Below are 20,805 nucleotides of genomic sequence, written 5' to 3' on the forward strand. Positions count from 1 at the left end.
TTAAATTAGCTTGCAGCTAAATTACTTTCAGTATCGCTTACTTCAATCCAGTCGTTTTCATCCACCCAGTTTTGTTTACCATCGCTTACTGTACGAATAGGTACGATGTATTCGCAGCTTACCTGCGGCTTAACCGAGGCAAATAGCGGGACGAAACCAAAACTGTAAGCGGTTTCAATAATCGCTTGCTGGTTTTGCGGGTCGATATCAGCTGCTTCATCAATGTAGATTGGAATACGGTATTTGCTTTGTTCTTTATCTGCCAATAAGTAGCGAATAAATAACATGCCGCACAATAGCTTTATGGTGATACGGGTACCGTTTGAACCAGCAGAATCGATTTTATCAAAGGTATCTTGCTCGCCCGCGCGGTTGACCACGACAAAGCGAATATCAAATAAATCACTTAAGGTTAAACCGCCATTGCCGGTGGCAAGCTCAATTAAGTGGTCTTTTGCGCGATTAATCTCTTTTTCATCAAACGCTTGTTGGCTAAGTAAATCGAGCGTGTCGCCGTTATCAAGCTTATTTGAGGTAGAGATAATGGTATCAATACTTTCAATAAGCTGTTTGCGCGGCAGTACTTCAATTTTAAAGCTCTTTAAGTTTGAAATACGGTGCTGGCTAATGCCGCTATTAAAGCTGTTCATTTCACGGCGCAGGCGATCTAAATCTTCGCGCAGCCCTTTAATGGTGGCAGCTACTTCGGTCAATGCCACACGCGCTTGGCGTTCTACCGCTTGTTGCTCGTTATCAAGGTTATGATATGCATTAATCACTTTTTGATATTTTACGTATTCGTCGGTTTCGCCATCGAATTTTGTTAAGCCTGCGTTGTAAATATGCAGGTAGGTGTTTGATACATTAACCGCAAAATTTCTTAGCTCATGACAGTCTTTATTAAAGCCATGAATTAAATCGGCTAAGTTATCAAAATCAATGGCGATATCAATTGGGTAGGGCGTTGATTTACCAGAATAAAAATCAAGGGTATGGTCAATACGTTCTGATTTTACTTGCGCTAAACGGGCACTTTGGCGTGCTAGCATATCGCGGTTAGCTTTAATGATTGAACGTCTATCGGCAATGGTGGCAACGGCGTTTTGCACTTCGCTGAGTAACCCTTCTACCTCATCTTGTTCGCTTTCAAGTTGTGATAGCAATAACTCTTGCGCCTCAATTGAAGCAAGCATAGTGGTGTATTTAGCAAATTGACTCAGTGCGGCTTCGTGCGCCATTACCGTTTGATACAGGGTTTCTTTTTCGTGCTTTTTGCCTTCTAAATCAACAGCAACCTCTTTTTGTGCCAGTAGTTCTTTCAGCGATGTTTCAAACGCGTTAATTTGCGCTTTAATGGTTTCTTTATCATCGCCCGATTGCATTTTAAGTGCGTTTAAGCCCTTTAATGGAATATCAATGCCCGGTAGTTTGGCGACATTACCCTCAATTGAGCGGGAAATTAAATCAAGCAGTTCACTAAATGCAGTTTCATCATGAATGGTAATGTCGTTTTTACCCGACGTTGCCATGGTCATAATATCGTGGTTAAGCAGGCACGAAATATCTTCTACTTCTTTCAGGGATAAGTCTTCACGCATGCGAGTAAATAAGTTGTACTCAAGGTTTTTAAGCTGCTGTTTTAAGCTCTTAATTTGCTTGGTGGCATCTTTAATGCGGAAATCTAGGGTAACCAGTGATTGCCCCTCGGCGCTGGCAAGGGTATGCGAGAGCGCATCGTATTCTTTTTTAACTTGTGAAAGCTCGGCTTTTAATTGTGCTTCGTTAACAAGCTCAAATTCATTTTTAAGGGTTGAAAATTCACTAAACCAAGCATCAAGTTGGGTGCGTTTACGCTCAATCTCACGTAGTTGTCCGACATACAAGCTTTGGCGCTGTTCAAATTCGATTTTTTCGCTTTCAATGCCTTCTAGCTGCTCGGTGATTTCAACTAGTTTATTGTCGTTAAAATCGCTGTAATCAATTAAGGCTTTATCAATTTTTGGCGCAAAGGCTGCAAGTTTGCCTTTTAGTGCACTTTGATGCTCTAACATGCTCTCAAGTGCGGTGATCGCCTCGCCATTTTGCTCAAGTGCTTTTAACTCTATTTTTGCACGGTTTACTTTTTCAAAGGCGCGTTGCCACACATCGTAAAAGTCCACCTTGGCGTTTGACATATGACGTTCAAACACTTTTAACATAAAGCGTTTTACATCTTGCGCGCCAAGTTTATGTAAGTTAAGAATTCGGCGGAAGATCTCTTTATAAATTGGTGCATCATGGGCATGGTTGAGCGGGATCATTTTAAGGTTAAGCACGCTATCAAACGGTGTTGCGCCACCTGTCAGAAGAGCATTTAGCTCTTGTGCTTTAAGCTCATACGGGGCGTAACCTTTTTCACCTAACTCTTTAAATAGCTGAGTGTATTTTAAAATGCGTTTGTTTTGCGTGTAGTCGGCTAAATCTAATTTGCCGTGGTAGCAAAAATACTGGTAGCCATAACCTGCTACTTTACCAAGGCCTGCTACACCAATTACTACTGGGCCATGGGGGAGTTCTGCTTCTAGTAGAATATACGATTGATCAGACGCAAAATAGAATTTACGGGTTTCGTCAAGGTCGTGTCCGTCCCATTCGGTTAGACGTAAATCGTTAATTAGCGGAAACTGTAAAGCGTTGATAACCGAGCTTTTACCTGTGTTATTAGGCGCACAAATAGAACTACTTTTATTGAGCGGGATCACGCATTTTGCGTAACCTGCGGTATTTAATAGGGCAAGTTTGGTTAATCCATATAATTCAGTCATTACACTTGCTCCTCGTCCATATGACTTTGAAAATTGCTAATGTCGTTTAGGGCATCTAAATAGCGGTGCGCTGATGCAAGAATACGAAAACCCAGTTCAGTTTCGCGGGCAACGCCAAGCCTTACCATACGTAAAAACACATCGCGGCGCATATCGCTACCCGAAAAAATCTCTAGCTGATCAAATAAGTGCTTGTTGTTTTGCACTAAGGTCATCATCAGTTCAAGGTCGATATCGCTATCGAATAGGGCGACTAGTGGATCTTTACCTAGGTTGGCATAGTGCTCAATCAACACATAAATGGTAAGAGCAAATGAGCGCGAGATTTTACCCATATTCGGCGTGCCCTCATCAACTTGCAGGTAATAAAAACCGCGGGCATCGTGAACAAGGGTTTGGCCAAGTGCCGCAAAAAGCGCTTCATAGGCATCAAACTCTTGATCAAGTTGTTGAAATAGTTGACTGTCTTGCTCGCAAATATGGTAGCCAGACACCAGTTTTTTATTGATTGCTTTCAGCTCTGAAAGCAATGATAAATCGATTTGAGACATAAAAATTAATCCGATGAAACTGCACTTGCGAGATACGGCTTTAGCGTAAGCTGTTTATTACCACTTTGAATGGTTACTTGCTCGCCGTGTGAAATAGCGAGCGTGTTATCGCTTGCTAGTTTTTGGTAAAGGTATAATAACTCGTCAGTTTCTAGTTCATCATAGGTGGTCGTTAAGAAATCCATAATAGACGCTTTTTTGCTGCGTTTAGCTTGCGTAAAGCGCTGTTTTACTTGATTGTAATCAGGAATATTAGGTGCAGTGTATTGATTTACCGCACTCATATCCGGTAATTCGTATTCGTCGTGCTCAAATTCAGCAAGCTCAGCCATGTACGCAGTGATTTGGTTGTTAGAACCAAGCGATAATCGCTGCGCCTCTGAGTTAAAGTACGGCATAAATTCGCCAAGGATTTTATCCACCCCTTGTTTACGAATAAGCGCAAGTACCTCAGAGGTTTGCTTGGTTAGCTGGGTATTGCGGCGCAGCTCTTCACGCAGTGGCAATAATACATCGGCACTTTTGGTGAGAGATTGCTGACCAATTAAATACATATCTAAAATACGGCTGCGCAATTGCTCTAGCTGGCGCTTTTCGTGTTTAAATTTGCCGAGGGTGGTGAAGTGAATAATCAAGTCACTCAGAGAGGCTTCAATTTGCTCAAAACACAGCTTAAATTCGCCGCCAATATCGACCATATTTAGCATTGGCTCTATGTATTCATCAAATGCTTCAATGACCGCTTTATAGCGTTTTGCCAGCGTTAAATTAGAGTCGTTAGATTTAGCTTGTTCAACAAGGTTAAAAATAGCATTTTGATTATGTTGGAATAATTTAACAATTTTACGCACGCGCTCATCCATAATGCGGGCGTTTCGTTTAATTTCCATTTCATCGTCGTTAAAGCCAGCGTTAGATAAACGTTGGTTTAAGCGCGCCAAATCGTCAACGAGTACGTGAATCTCGCCAACGAGGCCAAGGCTTTCTTCTTGCAATAAAAACTGCGAGAAATCGGCAATAGCACGGTTAATTTCGAGCTGCGACGATTTAGCTAAAGGTATGATGATCTCTAGCTGGATCAACTTGTTAATTTGCTTAAATACCGCCTCGGAAGAGAGTTTTGGTTCTAACTTTTTTAACAAGCTTTGGGCATCTTGGAAGCTAAAATCGCCAAAATCAAAGCGTTTAATTAGGGCTTCAATCAGTGACCAGTTCTCTACCAAGGTTGCTAGAATTCTTTTAGGTGGGATCATATTTATCCACGTTAACTTGATATCTATCCAAAAAGTAAATTTTTTATAAAAAAAATGTGTAATTAGACTAAAACCGTAGTGGTTTTAGGTAATCTTCAGTGCTACACTTCGCGCCGCTCAACAGGCTTCTTATCGACCGCAGGTTGGGTGTTCGTTCAAATTTTTAACTCAACTCTACAGGTTAAAATAACAAGATGGTGTCAGGTGTTATTCTCGCGCTGATAATAATCGCATTCGTGCTGATTGTTATAGAGGATATTATCCATGTAAACAAAGCCAAAACAACGCTATTTTTTGGAACTTTGTGCTGGATTATTCTCTTTATTTCCCCTTTACATGGGCAAAGTCCAGAATCTGTTCAAAAAGAACTCGATCATAATATTTTAGAAATTGCGACCTTGTGGTTGTTTTTGATGGCAGCGATGACCTTTGTTGCATATTTAAACTCCAAAGGGTTTATTCAAAGCTTGGTGCATAGGGTATTGCCTAATGAAATGAGCGAACGCAATTTGATGTATTTAATCGGTGCGTTTGCATTTTTCTTCTCGTCGATTTCTGACAACATCACCGCAACGCTGATATCGCTGGCGGTTGTGATGTCGTTAAAGCTTGATGCCAAAAAACTCATTAAGTATGCCACGCTTATTGTATTTGCAGTGAACTCAGGTGGGGTATCGCTTATCACTGGTGATGTAACTACTTTAATGATTTTCCTTGCTGATAAAGTCACCATTGCTAACTTGTTGTTGCTTGTGGCTCCTGCAGCGTTATCGGTATTTATTTTAGCGGCGATGCTAAGTATGGGCATGAAAGGCACCATTACTTTTGAAAAAGTAGAGCTACGCCGTATTGAAAAAACCGATATCACCATTGCCTGTATTTTTGTTTCGACCATCGTAGCGACGCTGATGTTTAGTGTGTGGTATCACATTCCGCCATTATTAACCTTCTTATTTGGTTTATCGCTAATGTTCTTAGTTGCGCAATTCTTAATGCGCAAAAAAGACGTGAATAAAAAGATCATCGATTACGTGCGTGAAATTGAGTACGACACCTTATTATTCTTTGTAGGTGTGTTACTACTTGTAGGTGCGATGAAAGAGATTGGTGTGTTGAATCAATTTACCCACCTTTATGAAGTGCTTGCACCTGAATATGCAAACTACTTTATGGGTATTTTGTCAGCAGCGGTTGATAACGTACCGCTTACCGCAGCACTTTTAAAAGCAGATATCGTAATGGATACACGTCAGTGGTTAACCTTTACCTATGCAACCGGTGTAGGCGGTTCAATGCTGATTATCGGTTCAGCTGCGGGTATTATTGCGATGAGCAAAATTAAGGAGCTTACCTTTGTAAGTTACCTACGTATGTTTATGTATTTGATGATTGCCTACACCATTGGTTATTCATCATCGTATTTAGTTGGTTGTTTATTTCTTAATTAGTGATTGACAGCTAGACGGCTAAACGGTAAATTTCAAGAGCCTTCTTTTTAGAAGGCTTTTGTTTGTGTGCTTATTAAGTATTCAAACACAGAAGAGGTGCATTAACCAGGTAGTAGATTCGAGGGCACATTCCCGACGACGGTCTATCAGGGGGTTAACTGCCGAGGAGTGATCTGGATTTGTGGCCAGCTTGCTTCGGTTCTAGAAGTTGAATCTTCGGGACTGTCACCTGTAACAGGTGGAGAGCTTCTGGCAGAGACTATCCTGATGTAATCAATCACGTTCCTTGCCAAGTTCTCCTTATTAAGATTTAAAGGAGAGACCGTGTCTAATTCGAGTATTAATGTAGCAAAATTTGGTGGTACCAGTGTCGCAGAATATGACGCTATGGTGCGCTGCGCCGAAATTGTTATATCAAACCCAAGCACCCGTTTAGTTGCCGTAAGTGCAAGCTCTGGTGTTACCAATCATTTAGTAAGCCTTGCAAATGACGATTTGACGGACGCTACGCGCCAAGAACATATTGACGCCGTGGTAGCTATTCAGCACAAAATTACTGAAAAACTCACATTAGATGACGACATTACCGAAGGTTTTTTAGCAACACTTGAAGCGTTTAAAACCTTTGCATTACAAAACGAATTTGATGACAAAGCAAGCGACGAGCTATTAAGTTTTGGTGAGCGTTTATCATCGTATTTATTTACCCAAGTTTTACGCAGCTTAGGCGCACAATCGCTGCGCTTTGACGTACGCGAAGTGCTAGCGACCAATTCACATTTTGGTAAAGCAGAACCGAATGTTGAACGCACTCGTGAATTAGCACAAGCAAACTTATTGCCGTTATTAAGCGAAAACATTGTAGTTACCCAAGGTTTTATTGGTGCAAATAGCCAAGGTGATACAACTACGCTTGGCCGTGGTGGCTCTGATTACAGTGCAGCATTATTGGCTGAAGCGGTTGACGCAAAAGCGGTTTACATTTGGACAGACGTAGTGGGTATTTTTAGTACAGATCCTCGTTTATGTGCAAAAGCAGCACCGATTGCAAAGCTGAGCTTTGATGAAGCGGCAGAAATGGCAACCTTTGGTGCCAAAGTATTGCACCCAGCCACAATTTTACCAGCAAGTCGCAGTGGCATTAGTGTGTTTGTTGGTTCAAGTAAAGCGCCAGAGCAAGGCGGCACATGGATTGAGAAAGAAAAATCAGAACAAGCGGGCATTCGCGCGGTAACCCAGCGTAAAAACCAAATATTATTAACGGTAAAAAGCCCAGAAATGCTACTTGCTAGTGGCTTTTTAGCACGTGTTTTCACTATTTTAGCGAAATACAATATTTCAGTAGATTTAGTTACTACCTCTGAAATTAGTGTTGCGTTAACGCTTGATAATGCGCCAAATGCATCACGCCCGGAGCTTGATCAAGCTTGTCTTGATGAGTTAAGCGAGTTTTGTCATGTAACGGTTGAGAATAATTTAACCTTGGTGGCATTAATCGGCTCTGAGATTCAATTACGCCATGGTGAAATTAACCTAATGGGTGTACTCAGTGATTTTAATATTCGTTTAATTTGCCATGGCGCAAGTAAGCACAACCTGTGTTTCTTAGTTGAGCAAACTGAATCAGATAACGTGGTGCAAGCGATTCACAGCCGTTTGCTCGAAGCCTGTTAAATCACCTTTAAGCAAAACTTCAACAAGCGCTGGTGGCTGTTTAACAGTGATTGGCGTTGCAATACTAAAATCAAACCCATTAATTTGGCAGCTATAGGCTGCTAAATTATGTTTTGCATAACCGTGATATACATTAGGCGAAAGCAGCTGGGCAATTGGCATGGCAACAGCTTTAGCAAGGGCCTCTTTTAATGTCCAAATACGAAAAAAAGTATCGGACATAGGGTTTGCTGCTTCAATTTCTCTAACTTCATCTTGATGATAAAAGTGTTTGGCTAATTTTAAAAAAGGGCGCTTTTGCGACATAAACTCAAGGTCGATGCCCATACGCTCTGGCTCATGTGCTAAATATACCGCAACCCAGCCTTTGGAGTGACTTATCACCAGTGAAAGTGGCAGGGTGTTGTTTTGATACTTAATCACCAAACGCGCAGTGTGTTCATCAAAAAAGGTGGTGAGTTCAGCTGCTTCATACGCAAAGAACTGTTGCGCTAACTGCTTTATTAAGTAACGCGAGGCTAAGTATTCGCGTTTAGCACTTTCTAACTTGCGCCTCTCTAAAATGCTAATTTCATGCGCAGATAACAAACTTGTGATGTTTATTTGCTCGAAATTAAGGGCTTGGCTATTGGCTATAACTAAATTAATTGGTGACTTAGGGCTTAGCACGCTAAAATGCGCGCGCTCAGGCGAGATGCCTGTGATTGGTGGTTTTTTGTTGTTAATCGTTTCCATACCCGATAGATTAGTCTTTTAGCCAAGCGCAGTTTTACAATTTGCTGCAGTATATCTTGCTTGGTTACGTAAGTCGTGGTGTAGATAATAAAAATAAGAGTTCAATATGGCACAAATTAGAGATGGCTTTCAAAGTCGCTTAGGTTTTGTATTAGCGGCGGCAGGCGCCGCGGTTGGCTTAGGTAATATTTGGGGCTTCCCAACACAAGCGGCAAACCACGGTGGTGGTGCATTTTTGTTGGTTTATTTTATTGTAATTTTTTTACTGGCGTTACCTGCGCTTTTTACTGAACTCTATATTGGCCATAGTGCACAAGCGAACCCCGTAAAGGCGTTGGCTGAAGCGTGCCAATCTACCAGCAAGAAAATGGGCGCGGCAGCAGGTTATATTGGCCTTGGCGGCGCCATTGTTATGCTAAGCTTTTACAGCATTGTTGCTGGCTGGATGCTGGCATTTGCACTTGAACCAATCGCCACATTCTTTGGCCTTACCGACATTGCAAACTTCTTAAAATCAGATTCAATATTGCGCAACTTTATTTTTACGCCGCTGATGCTGATATTAACCGCCAGTATTATTTTAAAAGGGGTTAAGTCGGGTATTGAGGTGTGGTCGCGCCGATTAATGCCGGTCTTATTGGTATTACTGCTTACGTTAATTGCCTATATTGCGACGTTAGATGGCGCAAGCGAAGGGTTTAATGCTTATTTAGTGCCTGATTTTAGTAAAGTCACTGATCCTGATTTAATTATTGCAGCAATGGGACAAGCGTTCTTCTCGTTATCGCTAGGTGTTGGTTGCATGATGATTTATGGCTCGTATTTAAAACGTGATGCTAACGTAGCAAAAATGTCGATTTCGGTTGCCATGCTTGATACCAGCGTTGCATTTTTAGCGGGCTTGCTGATTATTCCAGCACTTTATGTGGCACAAGCGCAGGGTGTTGAGATTATGCAAGGTGGTAAGTTGATTGGTGAAGGACAGTTAATTTTCGCTGTGTTACCTCAGCTGTTTGCTACCTTAGGTGCCTTTGGTTTAGTGGTGGCGTTTGTCTTTTTTGTATTAATGTCGATTGCATCGCTAACGTCAACAATTTCATCGACAGAAATTCCAGTATCGTTTTTAGTCGAAAACCATGGTTTTGATAGAAAACCAGCAACTTGGCTGGTAACGGTTATTGTGGGTATTTGTTCAAGTGTGATTATCGTTAACTTTGAATGGTTGTTTGGCTTAGTGATCACCGTATTTACCCAATATCAATTACCATTAATGGGGTTATTCTACTTTGTGGTTGTGGGGTGGCTTTGGAAGCGCGGTAACAAACTGCACGAATCAAACAAACTTGGTTATAAAGTGCTAGCAAATTATATTCGCTTTATTTGCCCAATCTTAATGTTAGCGGTGTTTGCTAACGTGGCATTTAAGTAATAGGTTATTGGTACAAAAAAGCGCGTTTTAAACGCGCTTTTTTTATAAGTTAAAATAGCTTTTAAAGCCGGTGAGTACGTTTGTGATTGCAACCGCGGTTAAAATTAAACCCATTACTTTACTAATAACGATGGCGCCTGCATTACCAATAAGTTTTTGAATTTTGCCTGCCATTAGCATTAATAAAAATGCTAAGAATACTACAGCTATCATTACACCAGCAACTTGCGCTTGCTGCCACAAATCAACGCGGGCATTTTCGGTTGCAAGTACTGCCGCAAGCATAGCACCAGGCCCTGCAATAGAGGGCACGGCTAACGGGAAGATGGCGGTTTCATGATACTGCTTTACCAAGCGTACTTCTTCTTCAGGTTTACTTTCACCAAAAATCATTGAAAGCGCAAATAAGAACAGCACAATGCGCGCCAGCGATTTGAAACGCCGATAAGGGTATTGCCATAGCGCTTAAAATGTACTCTCCGGCAATTACAAAAAATAGCAGTATAAGAGCGGAAACAAGTCCGGAAAGCATCGCAATTTTGCGTTTTGCTTTGGCGTCGAAACCGCGTGTCACAGCAATAAATACAGGTACTGTGCCAATGGGGTCGATAACCGCAAAAAACAAAATAAAGGTTGCTGCAAAGTCAATCATATAAAAATTTACCTATTAAGTTGACGTGTTCGGGATGAAAGCACTTATGTTGTTACATAGTGTGTAACTTAATATTGTGCTTTTTATGTGTGAAAGGCGATTGAAAAATCACACAAAGCTTTATTAATTAAACGACCATTGTCGCGAGCCAAATGTTTTATTAATGGTAGCGTTATTCGACCGTGAACTGTAACCACTTAATGAATGTAATGGGCATTGTGAGCACGCAATTATAACGGGTAATAGTATTTAAAATTGTAATTATGTGTACTGCTATTACCCATTACTTTGCGTGTTTATTAACACGATTTAACTTACTTGATTCTTAAGTGGTTGCTGCAAACGAAACGCCGAAATATTGTCAAGTGTGGTCGCCACAATTTCGCTCATAGCTTCTTGTGTGAAAAAGCCTTGGTGGCCAGTGATCAGCACATTGGGAAAGGTGAGAAGACGCTGAAATACATCGTCGTCGATAATTTCACAGCTCATATCTTTAAAAAACAGTTCTGATTCTTGCTCATATACATCAAGTGCTAAATAACCTAATTTGCGCGATTTAAGTGCGCGAATACACGCAGCAGTATCAATTAACGCGCCGCGGCTAGTGTTGACAAGCATTACGCCCGGTTTCATTTGCTCAAGTGCCTGTTCATTGATGATGTGCAAAGTGTCGTTGGTAAGTGGGCAGTGCAGGGCAATTATATCGGATTGCTGGTAGAGGCTCTCTAGGCTAACGGGGGTTGCAGTATCACTTTCAGTAAACGGATCAAAGTAAATAACATTAGCACCAAACCCATTTAAAATTCGAACAAAAGCGCGGCCTATTTTACCAAGCCCAATCACACCAACCGTTTTGTTATGCAGATTAAAACCAAGTAAGCCATTTAAATCAAAGTTGTTTTCTTTAACGCGGTTATAGGCTTTATGAGTTTTACGAGAAAGCGTAAGAATAAGTGCTAAGCAATGCTCAGCAACCGCTTCAGGGCTGTACGCAGGCACCCGTACTACGACCATTTTGCAATGATTTGCGGCTGAAATATCCACGTTATTAAAACCTGCGCAGCGCAGGGCAATGAGTTTTATGCCAATTTCGTTTAAGGCGTTAATCACTGTTTCACTGAGCGTATCATTAACAAAGCAACATACCGCATCAAACCCCTCGGCAAGTTTTACTGAAATTTCGTTAAGTGGCTGCGTAAAATATTCAGCTGTTATATCGTTTGGCAATTGGCTGTCAAATGCGCTGATATCGTACTTTTGCGCGCTAAAAAACGCGATGCGAAATGGTGCTGTAGTCATATAGATATCCTTGGCGAAATGTAGGCCTATAATTCAATGTGTTAAATGATTATACTCAATCGCAGTTTTGTAAAGATTAAAAGTGAGTAAGTTATGTCGTTAAAAGTTGCGTTTATTGGCCTAGGTGTAATGGGTTACCCAATGGCGGGTCATCTTAAAAATGCGGGCTATGAAACATGTGTTTATAACCGCACCACAGCAAAAGCGCAAAAGTGGGCTAATGAATATTTGGGTAGCTTTGCCGAAACGCCAAAAGCAGCGTCTGAAAATGCAGACTTTGTGTTTATTTGCGTTGGCAACGACGACGACTTACGACAAGTGGTGAAAGGTGAAGATGGCATACTTGCTGGATTAAAACCGGGCGCTGTTATTGTGGACCACACTACAACCTCGGCTGAAGTTGCAAAGGAGCTAGCCGAACTTGCAAAAGCACAGGGCAATGACTTTATTGATGCACCTGTTTCAGGCGGACAAGCTGGCGCAGAAAATGGTGTATTAACCGTAATGTGTGGTGGTGATGAAGCGGTGTTTGCAAAAGCGCAGCCGGTTATGGCGGCATTTTCACAGTTTAGCCAATTACTGGGGCCGGTTGGTTCAGGCCAACTTTGCAAAATGGTAAATCAGATTTGTATCGCGGGGTTAGTACAAGGACTTGCTGAAGGCATGCACTTTGCGATGAATGCAGGGCTTGATGGCGAAAAAGTGGTTGAGACCATTGCCAAAGGCGCTGCGGGTTCATGGCAAATGGAAAATCGTCATAAAACTATGCTTAAGGGCGAGTATGAGTTTGGTTTTGCCGTTGATTGGATGCGTAAAGATTTAGGAATTGCGCTAGATGAAGCACGTAAAAATGGCTCACAGCTGCCAGTAACAGCAATTGTTGACCAGTTTTACAGTGAAGTACAAAACCTTGGCGGTGGCCGCTATGATACCTCGAGTTTATTAGCGCGTTTAGAAGCAAGCAAAGGTAAGAGTTAATCGCACATAAAACGCCGCTAATTGTTGCAAAGTAGTGGCGTTTTCAGTTAACTCGCGGCTTAGGCTGTTTTATAGTGCGTAATTGAGCTTTTTAGTTGTTGATTTGATTGTGTAAGCCCTTCAATCAATTCATTTAATTGCTCCATATCGCTGGTAATGGAATTAGACTCTTCACTGATAACACTCACTTGTTGGGTAATATGAGATGCCGCTTCCGATTGCTCTTCAGTTGACACCGATACTGATTTTAAGCGCGCCTGAATATTACTGATTTGATTATAAAGTGTGTTTATATTTTCAAGTGATGAGTTACTGTTAGTTGAGGTGAACTTGCTCGACTCGTGTATATTTTCCATTAAACTTTTTAATTCTTCTGCGTCATTTTTCACCAGTTCCAACACACCACTGATTTCGCTTGTGGCATCTTTAGAGCGAATAGCAAGTTGTCTGACTTCGTCGGCAACGACCGCAAAACCTCGACCTTGTTCACCAGCGCGGGCGGCTTCTATTGCGGCATTTAGCGCTAATAAATTGGTTTGCTCAGCAATACTATTAATACTTTCTAATATCGATACGATTGATTGACTTTTATGGTGCAAGCTTTCGGTGGAGTTAAATGCGTTTTCATTTAACTCGATTAGGGTATCGAGCGAGCCTTTTGATTGCTCTGTGATGGAGCGGGTATGCTTTGACACATCGTCAAGCTGCGAGGTGCTATCCATCGACTCGTTCATCTCATTTTTAATACCTAGCGTGGTTTGAAAAAGCTGCTCAGTTGAGCTGGCGATATTCTGCAGTGCGCCATCATTTTTAACAATCTGATCAATAACATGGCGACTGACATCAGATATTTTGTCAATGCTACCACTCATAATATGCAGTGCGTTTGATAAGTGACCAACCAAATCTTTTTGTGAATTGAGCAACTTATCAATATCTCGACTAATGGAACCGAGTTCGTCATGAGATTGATCGTTTAATCGAATGGTTAAATCGCCAGAATCCGACACATACGATAAGGTTTCTTTGATATGGTTTATTTTTGACGTAAGGCCTTTTATTACGCGAATATTTGCCCATACGATGACACTGGCAATCACTAATAATGCCACAAGTTTGCCAGTTAAACCTTGGTAATAGCTGTTAATCGTTGCATGCTTTTGCGTATTTATCTCAGTGGTAAATTCAGTAGCGCGTTGTTTAATTTGATTAATATATTGGGTGGTTGTGGCAAACCATGCGCTTGCTTCTGGCCATGAACTTGTTGGTTTTTGATTTAAAAAGACATCATTAATGGTGTTATTAATATAGTCGTTATATTTGGCAATATTGGGATCTTTGAAAAAACGCGATTGCTCTGAGCTATCCGACAGCAGCAATTTAAAACGTCGAATATTGGCGATGTAACTTGATACCTCTTGCGCTTGTGTTGAATTGAATTTTTTTGCCGATAAAATTCCGTTGAGTTTTCCCCTTACTTGCCCTAAATGCTCTTTAAGGTGTGAATAAAAGTAAACCTGCATAAACTGCGCACGAGTTTGTGAATCATTAATTGAAACAGTAATGGCTTTTACTAAATCAAGGGCCATTAAATTAACTTCTGAGTAAAAATTAAAGGCCTCTTTACCGTTTCGGTTATCTACTTGTTGGCGAATAGCTGTGCGGTTAGCAATGTAGTTTTCAAGCCGTGTTCTCAACAGCTTTACTTCACCAGAGAGGGCGTTCATATCGGCATTTTTTAGCGCTTGCAATGCGTTGTCGGCTTTTTTGCGTTGCGCTGTTACTTTTGTAAACTGACTTGCTGCGCCACCGGCAATAAAGCCCGCTGACAGGCCTCTTTCTACTGCGAAGTTATGCGCAACGTTGTCGGCTTTCAGCGCCAATTCAAGCAGTAATTGATCGCCTTTTGCACTGTCTATGTTGTCTATATCTTCCTGGATAGAAAAACCTATGAGTAAAAAAATAAACAAACATGAAACAACGGATATTGCGATAATGGCTTTTTTGAAAGAAAGGTTGTCTAACATGCGCACTTCCTTGTTGATAAACGATATGCAGGCATATTAAATTTAGAACAAGTTGTCTATTTTTCAAGCATCTAACGATTGTTTTTATTAGTAAGTTAAAGGCGTGATCGAAACCAAAAAAATAGCATGAAAGTAGCGACTATATTAATGAAACACTAAAGTTATGGTGTTCTATGGCGTTATTGCAGGCACTCAAGATGGTGACATCGGTGAGATTGATGTTTACGAGGGTTTGGTCGCTTTGCATAAGAGAGAGAAATTCAGTGCCATTTTCATGAATAAGTGCTTTTGCGGTGCCACTGAATTGCTGTTTATTTTTTAGCGATACAACTACTTCGCTATTGCGCATACACACAATTTCAAAGTAGTCGTATAAGCTGCATGAAATACGCTTAGCCATTTGTTTTACTACAAGCTTTGAGCGTAATGGTACAAGGCTTTTAATATTGCCATTTTTTTCTCATCACTTTCATGTTCGTGCGCTAAATTCTCTAGGCTTAACATAAACTCATTGGCATCAATTGACGGGTTATCTTCGCCATGCATGAGTTTGCCTTGGCAGTATTTTCGCCATTTTTCAAGCTCTTGGTGACTTAAGCTTTCTGGCCAGTTGCGGGCGCGATAGCGAAACAGTAATTCGCTGTATTTTGCATCGTCAAATTCCAGTTGTAAACCGGCGAGTTGGCTTGGCTCTGTGGTGCGGATAATATCAAATTTCGATTTGTCGCCACTTGATGCAAAACCCTGGTAAAGTGCGTAGTCCGGATTTGTTATAGGGGTTAAATGACTGTCGTCGTTAAATACTTCAACTACTTTTTCACGTAATTCTGGGTGGGCGCGCAGCAACTTAAGGTTTGCCAAACACGCTTCTCTATCTATGCCCAATCGCTCTGCGTTTTCTGGTAACAGGGTTTTTGCCGGTGCGATAAATGGGCATTTATTAACGTGGACTTGCTTTAACCCAATAGGAAGTTGCTCATCTGTGAGGTTTTCACGTTTTGTATAAAGACGCTCTCGAATTTCTTCAACACTTAATTCAATTAAAGGCGTTGGATCAAGTGCTAAATTAAAACAGATAACCGCATTTTTATTTTGGTGATGAAACGCCATTGGTGCAATCCAGGTTGTGCATCCTTGGCTTGCTGGTATTTTTGAAGACACATGTACCAGTGGCGTCATATTAAATACATCTACTAAATCCTGCGCAGCTTTTTTAAAGCGCAAATTAAAATAGTAGTGGTACATTTTTGGCTGTTTTTCTTTGATGAGTTTTGCCAATGCGATGGTAGCAGTTACATCGCTTAATGCATCGTGGGCGTTGCCGTGATCAATACCGTTTGCTGCGGTTAAATCTTCGAGTTTAAAGCTCGGCGTACCATCTTCTTTTTCGGGCCAGTTTATACCTTCAGGTCTTAGTGCATAGGTTGCTCGCACTAAGTCAATAATGTCCCAGCGGCTATTTCCGTTTTGCCATTCTCTTGCGTATGGGTCGTAAAAATTGCGATAAAAAGTATAACGCGATACTTCATCATCAAAACGAATGCTGTTGTAGCCTGCAACACAGGTTTGCTCTTTGGCAAATTCCACATGAATTTTGCTAATAAACTCTGCTTCACATAGGCCGTGTTTCATTGCGTGCTGTGGTGTAATACCTGTCACTAGCGCCGCCATAGGGTGGGGCAGATAATCAGCTTGTGGTTTACAGTAAATGACCAGTGGTTCACCAATAATATTAAGATCAAAATCGGTTCGAATACCCGCAAATTGGCTTGGTCTATCTTTTTGTGGGGTTGCCCCCCAAGTTTCATAATCGTGCCAGTAAATTGTGGGTTGGTCTTGGTTCTGCATAAATACTTAGTTCATTCTTAATGTGCGTGGTGTTTGAGCGAGTAACTCTTAGCCATCTGTGTATTATTGTTCGCTAGCATATCATTTAACTGTATTTTTGTCTTACTCCACGCAGTTTAACGTAGTGGATTAATTTTGGTAATTCTAGACGAGTAATCTTGGTAAAGTAACATTTGATGCATGTAACAACTTGATTGTGCCAACAATGTATTTTGATTTAAATCAAAAGATATTCTTGCGGCCTAATAGTGCGGACATTCGTCCTTATAATCTATAATCACTTTAGTAAGAATGTGTGGTGCAAACACATCCCTTGAAATTATTTGATAAGTGTATGAGCCATAACGGCTCTTCACTTTTTTATTTTGGTGAATTTTATGCAATTACCTACGGTTGATTATACCGCTGAAAACGCGGCTGAGCAGTTTGTTGAGTCGTTACGAAATACTGGCTTCGGTGTATTAAAAAACCACCCAATTTCGCAAGAATTAGTCGAATCTATTTATAAAAATTGGCAGGCATTCTTTAATTCGAATGAAAAACACGATTTTTTATTCAGTAAAGAAACGCAAGATGGTTATTTTCCGCCAGAGGTGTCTGAGGTAGCGAAAGGCTTCACTAAAAAAGATATCAAGGAATATTATCACGTTTATCCAAAAGGACGAGTACCTGCGCAGTTAGAAGTTGAGATCCGTGAGTACTATCGTTTAGCAAACGAGTTTGCATCGACATTACTTAGTTGGGTACAAGAATACGCACCAGCAGATGTGAAAGCGAAATTCTCAATCGATTTGAAAGACATGATTTCAAATTCAGAGCAAACATTATTACGTGTGTTACATTACCCGCCGATGACAGGTGATGAAGAGCCCGGTGCTATTCGCGCTGCGGCACACGGTGATATTAACTTGCTAACTGTGTTACCGGCTGCAAATGAGCCAGGTTTACAAGTACAAGACAAAGATGGCGGTTGGTTAGACGTGCCGTGCGATTTTGGTAACTTAATCATTAATATTGGTGATATGTTGCAAGAAGCGTCGGGTGGTTATTTCCCATCAACAATTCACCGCGTAATTAACCCAACAGGTAAAGCGTCGGATAAATCACGTATTTCATTGCCGCTGTTCTTACACCCTCGTCCAGATGTCGTGCTTTCAGAGCGTTACACAGCTGATGAGTACTTAAACGAACGTTTAAGAGAATTGGGTGTAAAATAACCTGAGCGAACACAAAAGCATGTTGTGTTAATTAAGCAAAGAAAAGCCCGCAACCGCGGGCTTTTTAGTTAGTTATAACCGCGTTCAAAACACTTTTCATCTTGAGTCGGTTGAAACGGCTTACTAGCATGTTTGTTATTAACCGGTTGTTGGCGGTTAGCGGGCGGGCATAAGCTGCCTGTTGAGTTTCCCATATTCTGCATTCCTGTTGTCATTGGTGATTGCGTTAGCGTCACGTTAAGTTATACAAAACTTATAAAAAGTGACCGAAAATTTACACTCAGTAATTTAACAACAGCAAATTGTAATTGTATTTATCTTAAACTGGTTGTACCTGCCTAAGTTGCTGCGTTTAACCAAGTTAGTGTAGTTGTAACAGGAAATTTGTATTTTGTATACACTATGAATTGAAAAAGTTTACTTTTTAAGCAATTTTTCTACTGCGGTAAGTAAACGCGTGGGGTCAAATGGTTTTGTAAGCCAGCCACTGGCACCGCTATTTTTGGCTTTTTCTTTTTTATAACCGCTCGATTCTGTGGTTAGCATAAGAATTGGTACATATTGGTGCTCAGGTAATCGCCTAATTTTTGGGATTAAGCTCAAACCTGTCATATTGGGCATATTAATATCAGTGATCACCATATCAAACTGTTGTGCGCGCAGTTTGTCCATTGCATCAACACCATCAACTGCGGTTACTACGTCATAACCGGCACCGGTTAGTATTGCTTGGATCATTGAGCGAATAGTTTGTTGGTCATCCACTGCTAATATATGCGCCATGAGTTTCTCCTTGTAACTCTTATTTCGTATTAAAAAACCTTAGTAAATTGGATGTATTCTTCCGTTATTTTTGCATTGTTTAGCGATTATTTATTAATTTTAAAGCGCAATACATTTTTAATGACTGCGCGATAATTTGTTTCGCTGAAAATTTTGACAGCGCTTTTAGACAAAACGTCTGTGGCCTTGTTCATAAATTGCATGATGGTGCTGATCGATTGCGCGAAGCACATCGCTGCGAGTGATCACCCCAACCAAGCGTTTGCTACTATCCACCACGGGATAGATTTTGGGTTTATTTGTTAACATGGTCTGTGCTAAATCAAGCACTGAGTGTTCTTCATCTATCGCCAGTACATCAGTACGCATAATATCAACCACTTTGTAATGGCTTTCATTTTGATAGGTGTCTTCGAGCATACGCTCAAGGCAATCTTGCTCAGATAAAAAACCAACCACATGTTTGTGTTCATCAAGCACTGGTCCGCCAGTTTGATGTGAGATTAACAGTCGCTCAGACGCTTCGCTAACAGTCATATGAACTGAAAAGGATACGGCGCGATGCGTCATGTAATCTTTTACTTTAATTGAATTCATGGCACGGTCTCTTTTGGCTTTGTTTATCTAAAGCTTAGTTTGTAACTTTGTGATTTGCCAAAGAGATAGACGCTCGGTAAGACTAAAATATGACAATTAATTTTTACGCGCCGGAAATTGTAATTTTTGGCTTATTAATTTGACATATTAGGCACAAAGCGCGAATCTGAAATGGCAGCGTTAACCATGGATTACAAGAGTAGTTGGTATCTGCCATTGGGTCGAACCTGTTTGAATAAATAGACTGCAAAGGTAAACATACTCTAGTTCGCTAAGCTAAGATAACGATTGTAATTAAAAGTATACGATAGGCTTTTTTGTTGAATACAATCTAGACGACTAAAAGTAATCATTTGATCGTTGATAAGTGCGAAAGTCGGTTCGCTATTAGTCGTATAAGCCTAAATTAAATATTAAATAAAACATATGGTTATGCTGATATTAATTAATGATAAGCAAAAACTATAAAAATTTAATGACAACGCTGTCATTATTTGTGTAACATTAAATCAACACTTGGGTTGAGGAAATGCGTAAAAGTGGATAGTAAACACAATTAACAAATAGATGTGTTTAGTGCTTTTACGGAAAAATTATAAGAATTGAGGTTGTTTAATGGTTGCAAGTAGTGCAAATAAAGAGCAAATCTTTATTGGAATAGACGGTGGCGGTACGAAATGTCGTGCAACCGTATTTTCGAGCCAAAATGGGGTATTAGGCACGGGCTTGGGCGGTCCTGCTAACCCGTTACATGGCCTAGATCGCACGCTTGAATCCATTATGGTTTCAACTCAGTTAGCAATTCAAGACGCAGGCTTAAACCTCGATAAAGTAAACGATGTGGTTGCAGGTCTTGGTCTTGCTGGCGTCAATCTGCCTGGTTTATATCAACAAATTCAAGATTGGCACCATCCATTTAAAAAGATGTTTCTGACAACTGATCTCCACACTGCATGTATTGGTGCGCACGAAGGGCAGGATGGGGCAGTGATTATTACCGGAACTGGCTCGTGTGGTTTTTCATTTGTGAATGGTCAAAGCACGATATTAGGCGGACATGGCTTTGCACAAGGCGACAAAGGTAGCGGTGCATGGCTTGGCTTAGAAGCGGTAAAATCAGCATTATTAAGCTTAGATGGTCTTGGACCAAAAACATCACTTGCCGATATACTGTTAGCGCATTTTAAAGTAACAGATGCAATGGGCATCGCCGAAGCAATGGCGGGCAAACCATCAAGCAGTTATGCGCAGTTGGCACGTCCAGTACTTGAAGAAGCAAAGAAAGGCGATGAGGTTGCACTTGCAATCGTAAAAGATGGTGCACGTTACATCAGTGATTTAGCCAATAAGCTATTACAAAATAACCCACCGCGTTTATCAATGATTGGCGGATTAGCCGAGCCATTGCAAGAATGGTTAGATAAAGACGTGGTGGCAAATGTTAAACCTGCAATGCAGCCGCCAGAAATGGGCGCCGTTTATTTTGCGCAAAACTCAATTAAAGGGTAAT

17 protein-coding genes, 1 pseudogene and 1 riboswitch are annotated in these 20,805 nt (G+C 40.9%); of the genes and pseudogenes, 6 read left to right on the top strand and 12 right to left on the bottom strand.

Features of this window, described 5'->3' with window-relative positions; all coding sequences use genetic code 11:
• Nucleotides 1–5: 5 nt before the first annotated feature.
• The 3 genes from C2M30_RS07810 to C2M30_RS07820 are packed head-to-tail and all read right to left on the bottom strand — an operon-like array spanning nt 6 to nt 4,608.
• On the bottom strand, nt 6–2,804 hold the full coding sequence (locus C2M30_RS07810; RefSeq protein WP_105171251.1) for an ATPase: 2,799 nt from the start codon (nt 2,802–2,804) through the stop codon (nt 6–8).
• A complete protein-coding gene (locus C2M30_RS07815; protein ID WP_038641964.1) occupies nt 2,804–3,355 on the bottom strand; it encodes a condensin complex protein MksE in 552 nt (183 codons plus the stop codon). The genes C2M30_RS07810 and C2M30_RS07815 overlap by 1 nt, the downstream gene beginning before the upstream one ends.
• A gap of 5 nt (nt 3,356–3,360) precedes the next feature.
• A complete protein-coding gene (locus C2M30_RS07820) occupies nt 3,361–4,608 on the bottom strand; it encodes a hypothetical protein (RefSeq protein ID WP_105171252.1) in 1,248 nt (415 codons plus the stop codon).
• Nucleotides 4,609–4,802: 194 nt separating this feature from the next.
• Here C2M30_RS07820 and nhaD point away from each other — a divergent pair, with 194 nt between their 5' ends.
• A complete protein-coding gene (gene nhaD / locus C2M30_RS07825) occupies nt 4,803–6,056 on the top strand; it encodes a sodium:proton antiporter NhaD (RefSeq protein WP_100913583.1) in 1,254 nt (417 codons plus the stop codon).
• 83 nt (nt 6,057–6,139) lie between these two features.
• A riboswitch (Lysine riboswitch) is annotated at nt 6,140–6,313 on the top strand.
• A gap of 130 nt (nt 6,314–6,443) precedes the next feature.
• Nucleotides 6,444–7,730, top strand: a complete 1,287-nt coding sequence (gene lysC, locus C2M30_RS07830; RefSeq protein WP_234004714.1) for a lysine-sensitive aspartokinase 3 — start codon at nt 6,444–6,446, stop codon at nt 7,728–7,730.
• On the opposite strand, the gene C2M30_RS07835 is transcribed toward lysC, so the two are convergent.
• Nucleotides 7,680–8,465 carry a 4'-phosphopantetheinyl transferase family protein gene (locus tag C2M30_RS07835; RefSeq protein WP_105171254.1) on the bottom strand — a complete coding sequence of 262 codons (786 nt, stop codon included), beginning with the start codon at nt 8,463–8,465 and terminating at the stop codon, nt 7,680–7,682. The genes lysC and C2M30_RS07835 overlap by 51 nt on opposite strands.
• Before the next feature lie 106 nt (nt 8,466–8,571).
• On the opposite strand from C2M30_RS07835, the gene C2M30_RS07840 reads away from it, so the two are divergent.
• Nucleotides 8,572–9,894 (top strand): sodium-dependent transporter, encoded by a 1,323-nt coding sequence (locus C2M30_RS07840; protein WP_105171255.1) that lies wholly within the window; start codon nt 8,572–8,574, stop codon nt 9,892–9,894.
• 42 nt (nt 9,895–9,936) lie between these two features.
• Here the strand turns inward: C2M30_RS07840 and C2M30_RS07845 are convergent.
• Nucleotides 9,937–10,546: pseudogene (locus C2M30_RS07845) on the bottom strand (MarC family protein).
• 309 nt (nt 10,547–10,855) lie between these two features.
• Nucleotides 10,856–11,845 carry a 2-hydroxyacid dehydrogenase gene (locus tag C2M30_RS07850; protein WP_105171256.1) on the bottom strand — a complete coding sequence of 330 codons (990 nt, stop codon included), beginning with the start codon at nt 11,843–11,845 and terminating at the stop codon, nt 10,856–10,858.
• A gap of 93 nt (nt 11,846–11,938) precedes the next feature.
• On the opposite strand from C2M30_RS07850, the gene C2M30_RS07855 reads away from it, so the two are divergent.
• Nucleotides 11,939–12,823, top strand: a complete 885-nt coding sequence (locus C2M30_RS07855; RefSeq protein WP_105171257.1) for an NAD(P)-dependent oxidoreductase — start codon at nt 11,939–11,941, stop codon at nt 12,821–12,823.
• 59 nt (nt 12,824–12,882) lie between these two features.
• Here C2M30_RS07855 and C2M30_RS07860 read toward each other — a convergent pair whose 3' ends face one another.
• From C2M30_RS07860 to sbcB, 3 genes are all read right to left on the bottom strand, one after another.
• Complete coding sequence (locus C2M30_RS07860) at nt 12,883–14,850, bottom strand: methyl-accepting chemotaxis protein (RefSeq protein WP_105171258.1); 1,968 nt, start codon at nt 14,848–14,850, stop codon at nt 12,883–12,885.
• Nucleotides 14,851–14,989: 139 nt separating this feature from the next.
• Nucleotides 14,990–15,250 carry a Rho-binding antiterminator gene (locus C2M30_RS07865; RefSeq protein ID WP_105171259.1) on the bottom strand — a complete coding sequence of 87 codons (261 nt, stop codon included), beginning with the start codon at nt 15,248–15,250 and terminating at the stop codon, nt 14,990–14,992.
• An 8-nt stretch (nt 15,251–15,258) separates the two neighbouring features.
• Complete coding sequence (sbcB, locus tag C2M30_RS07870; RefSeq protein WP_105171260.1) at nt 15,259–16,698, bottom strand: exodeoxyribonuclease I; 1,440 nt, start codon at nt 16,696–16,698, stop codon at nt 15,259–15,261.
• 377 nt (nt 16,699–17,075) lie between these two features.
• Between sbcB and C2M30_RS07875 the strand changes: the two genes are divergently transcribed.
• Entirely contained in the window at nt 17,076–17,915 is an 840-nt protein-coding gene (locus C2M30_RS07875) for an isopenicillin N synthase family dioxygenase (RefSeq protein WP_105171261.1), read from the top strand.
• 68 nt (nt 17,916–17,983) lie between these two features.
• Here the strand turns inward: C2M30_RS07875 and C2M30_RS21950 are convergent, their stop codons facing one another.
• From C2M30_RS21950 to C2M30_RS07885, 3 genes are all read right to left on the bottom strand, one after another.
• Complete coding sequence (locus tag C2M30_RS21950; RefSeq protein WP_267890898.1) at nt 17,984–18,109, bottom strand: hypothetical protein; 126 nt, start codon at nt 18,107–18,109, stop codon at nt 17,984–17,986.
• Between the two features lie 223 nt (nt 18,110–18,332).
• Nucleotides 18,333–18,698, bottom strand: a complete 366-nt coding sequence (locus C2M30_RS07880; RefSeq protein WP_010559909.1) for a response regulator — start codon at nt 18,696–18,698, stop codon at nt 18,333–18,335.
• Between the two features lie 165 nt (nt 18,699–18,863).
• Nucleotides 18,864–19,295, bottom strand: a complete 432-nt coding sequence (locus C2M30_RS07885; RefSeq protein ID WP_010559910.1) for a CBS domain-containing protein — start codon at nt 19,293–19,295, stop codon at nt 18,864–18,866.
• 615 nt (nt 19,296–19,910) lie between these two features.
• Here C2M30_RS07885 and nagK point away from each other — a divergent pair.
• Nucleotides 19,911–20,804 (top strand): N-acetylglucosamine kinase, encoded by an 894-nt coding sequence (nagK, locus tag C2M30_RS07890; RefSeq protein WP_054980600.1) that lies wholly within the window; start codon nt 19,911–19,913, stop codon nt 20,802–20,804.
• Nucleotide 20,805 lies beyond the last annotated feature (1 nt).

It is taken from the genome of Pseudoalteromonas sp. T1lg24 (assembly GCF_002964745.1).
Classification (GTDB): domain Bacteria; phylum Pseudomonadota; class Gammaproteobacteria; order Enterobacterales; family Alteromonadaceae; genus Pseudoalteromonas; species Pseudoalteromonas spongiae.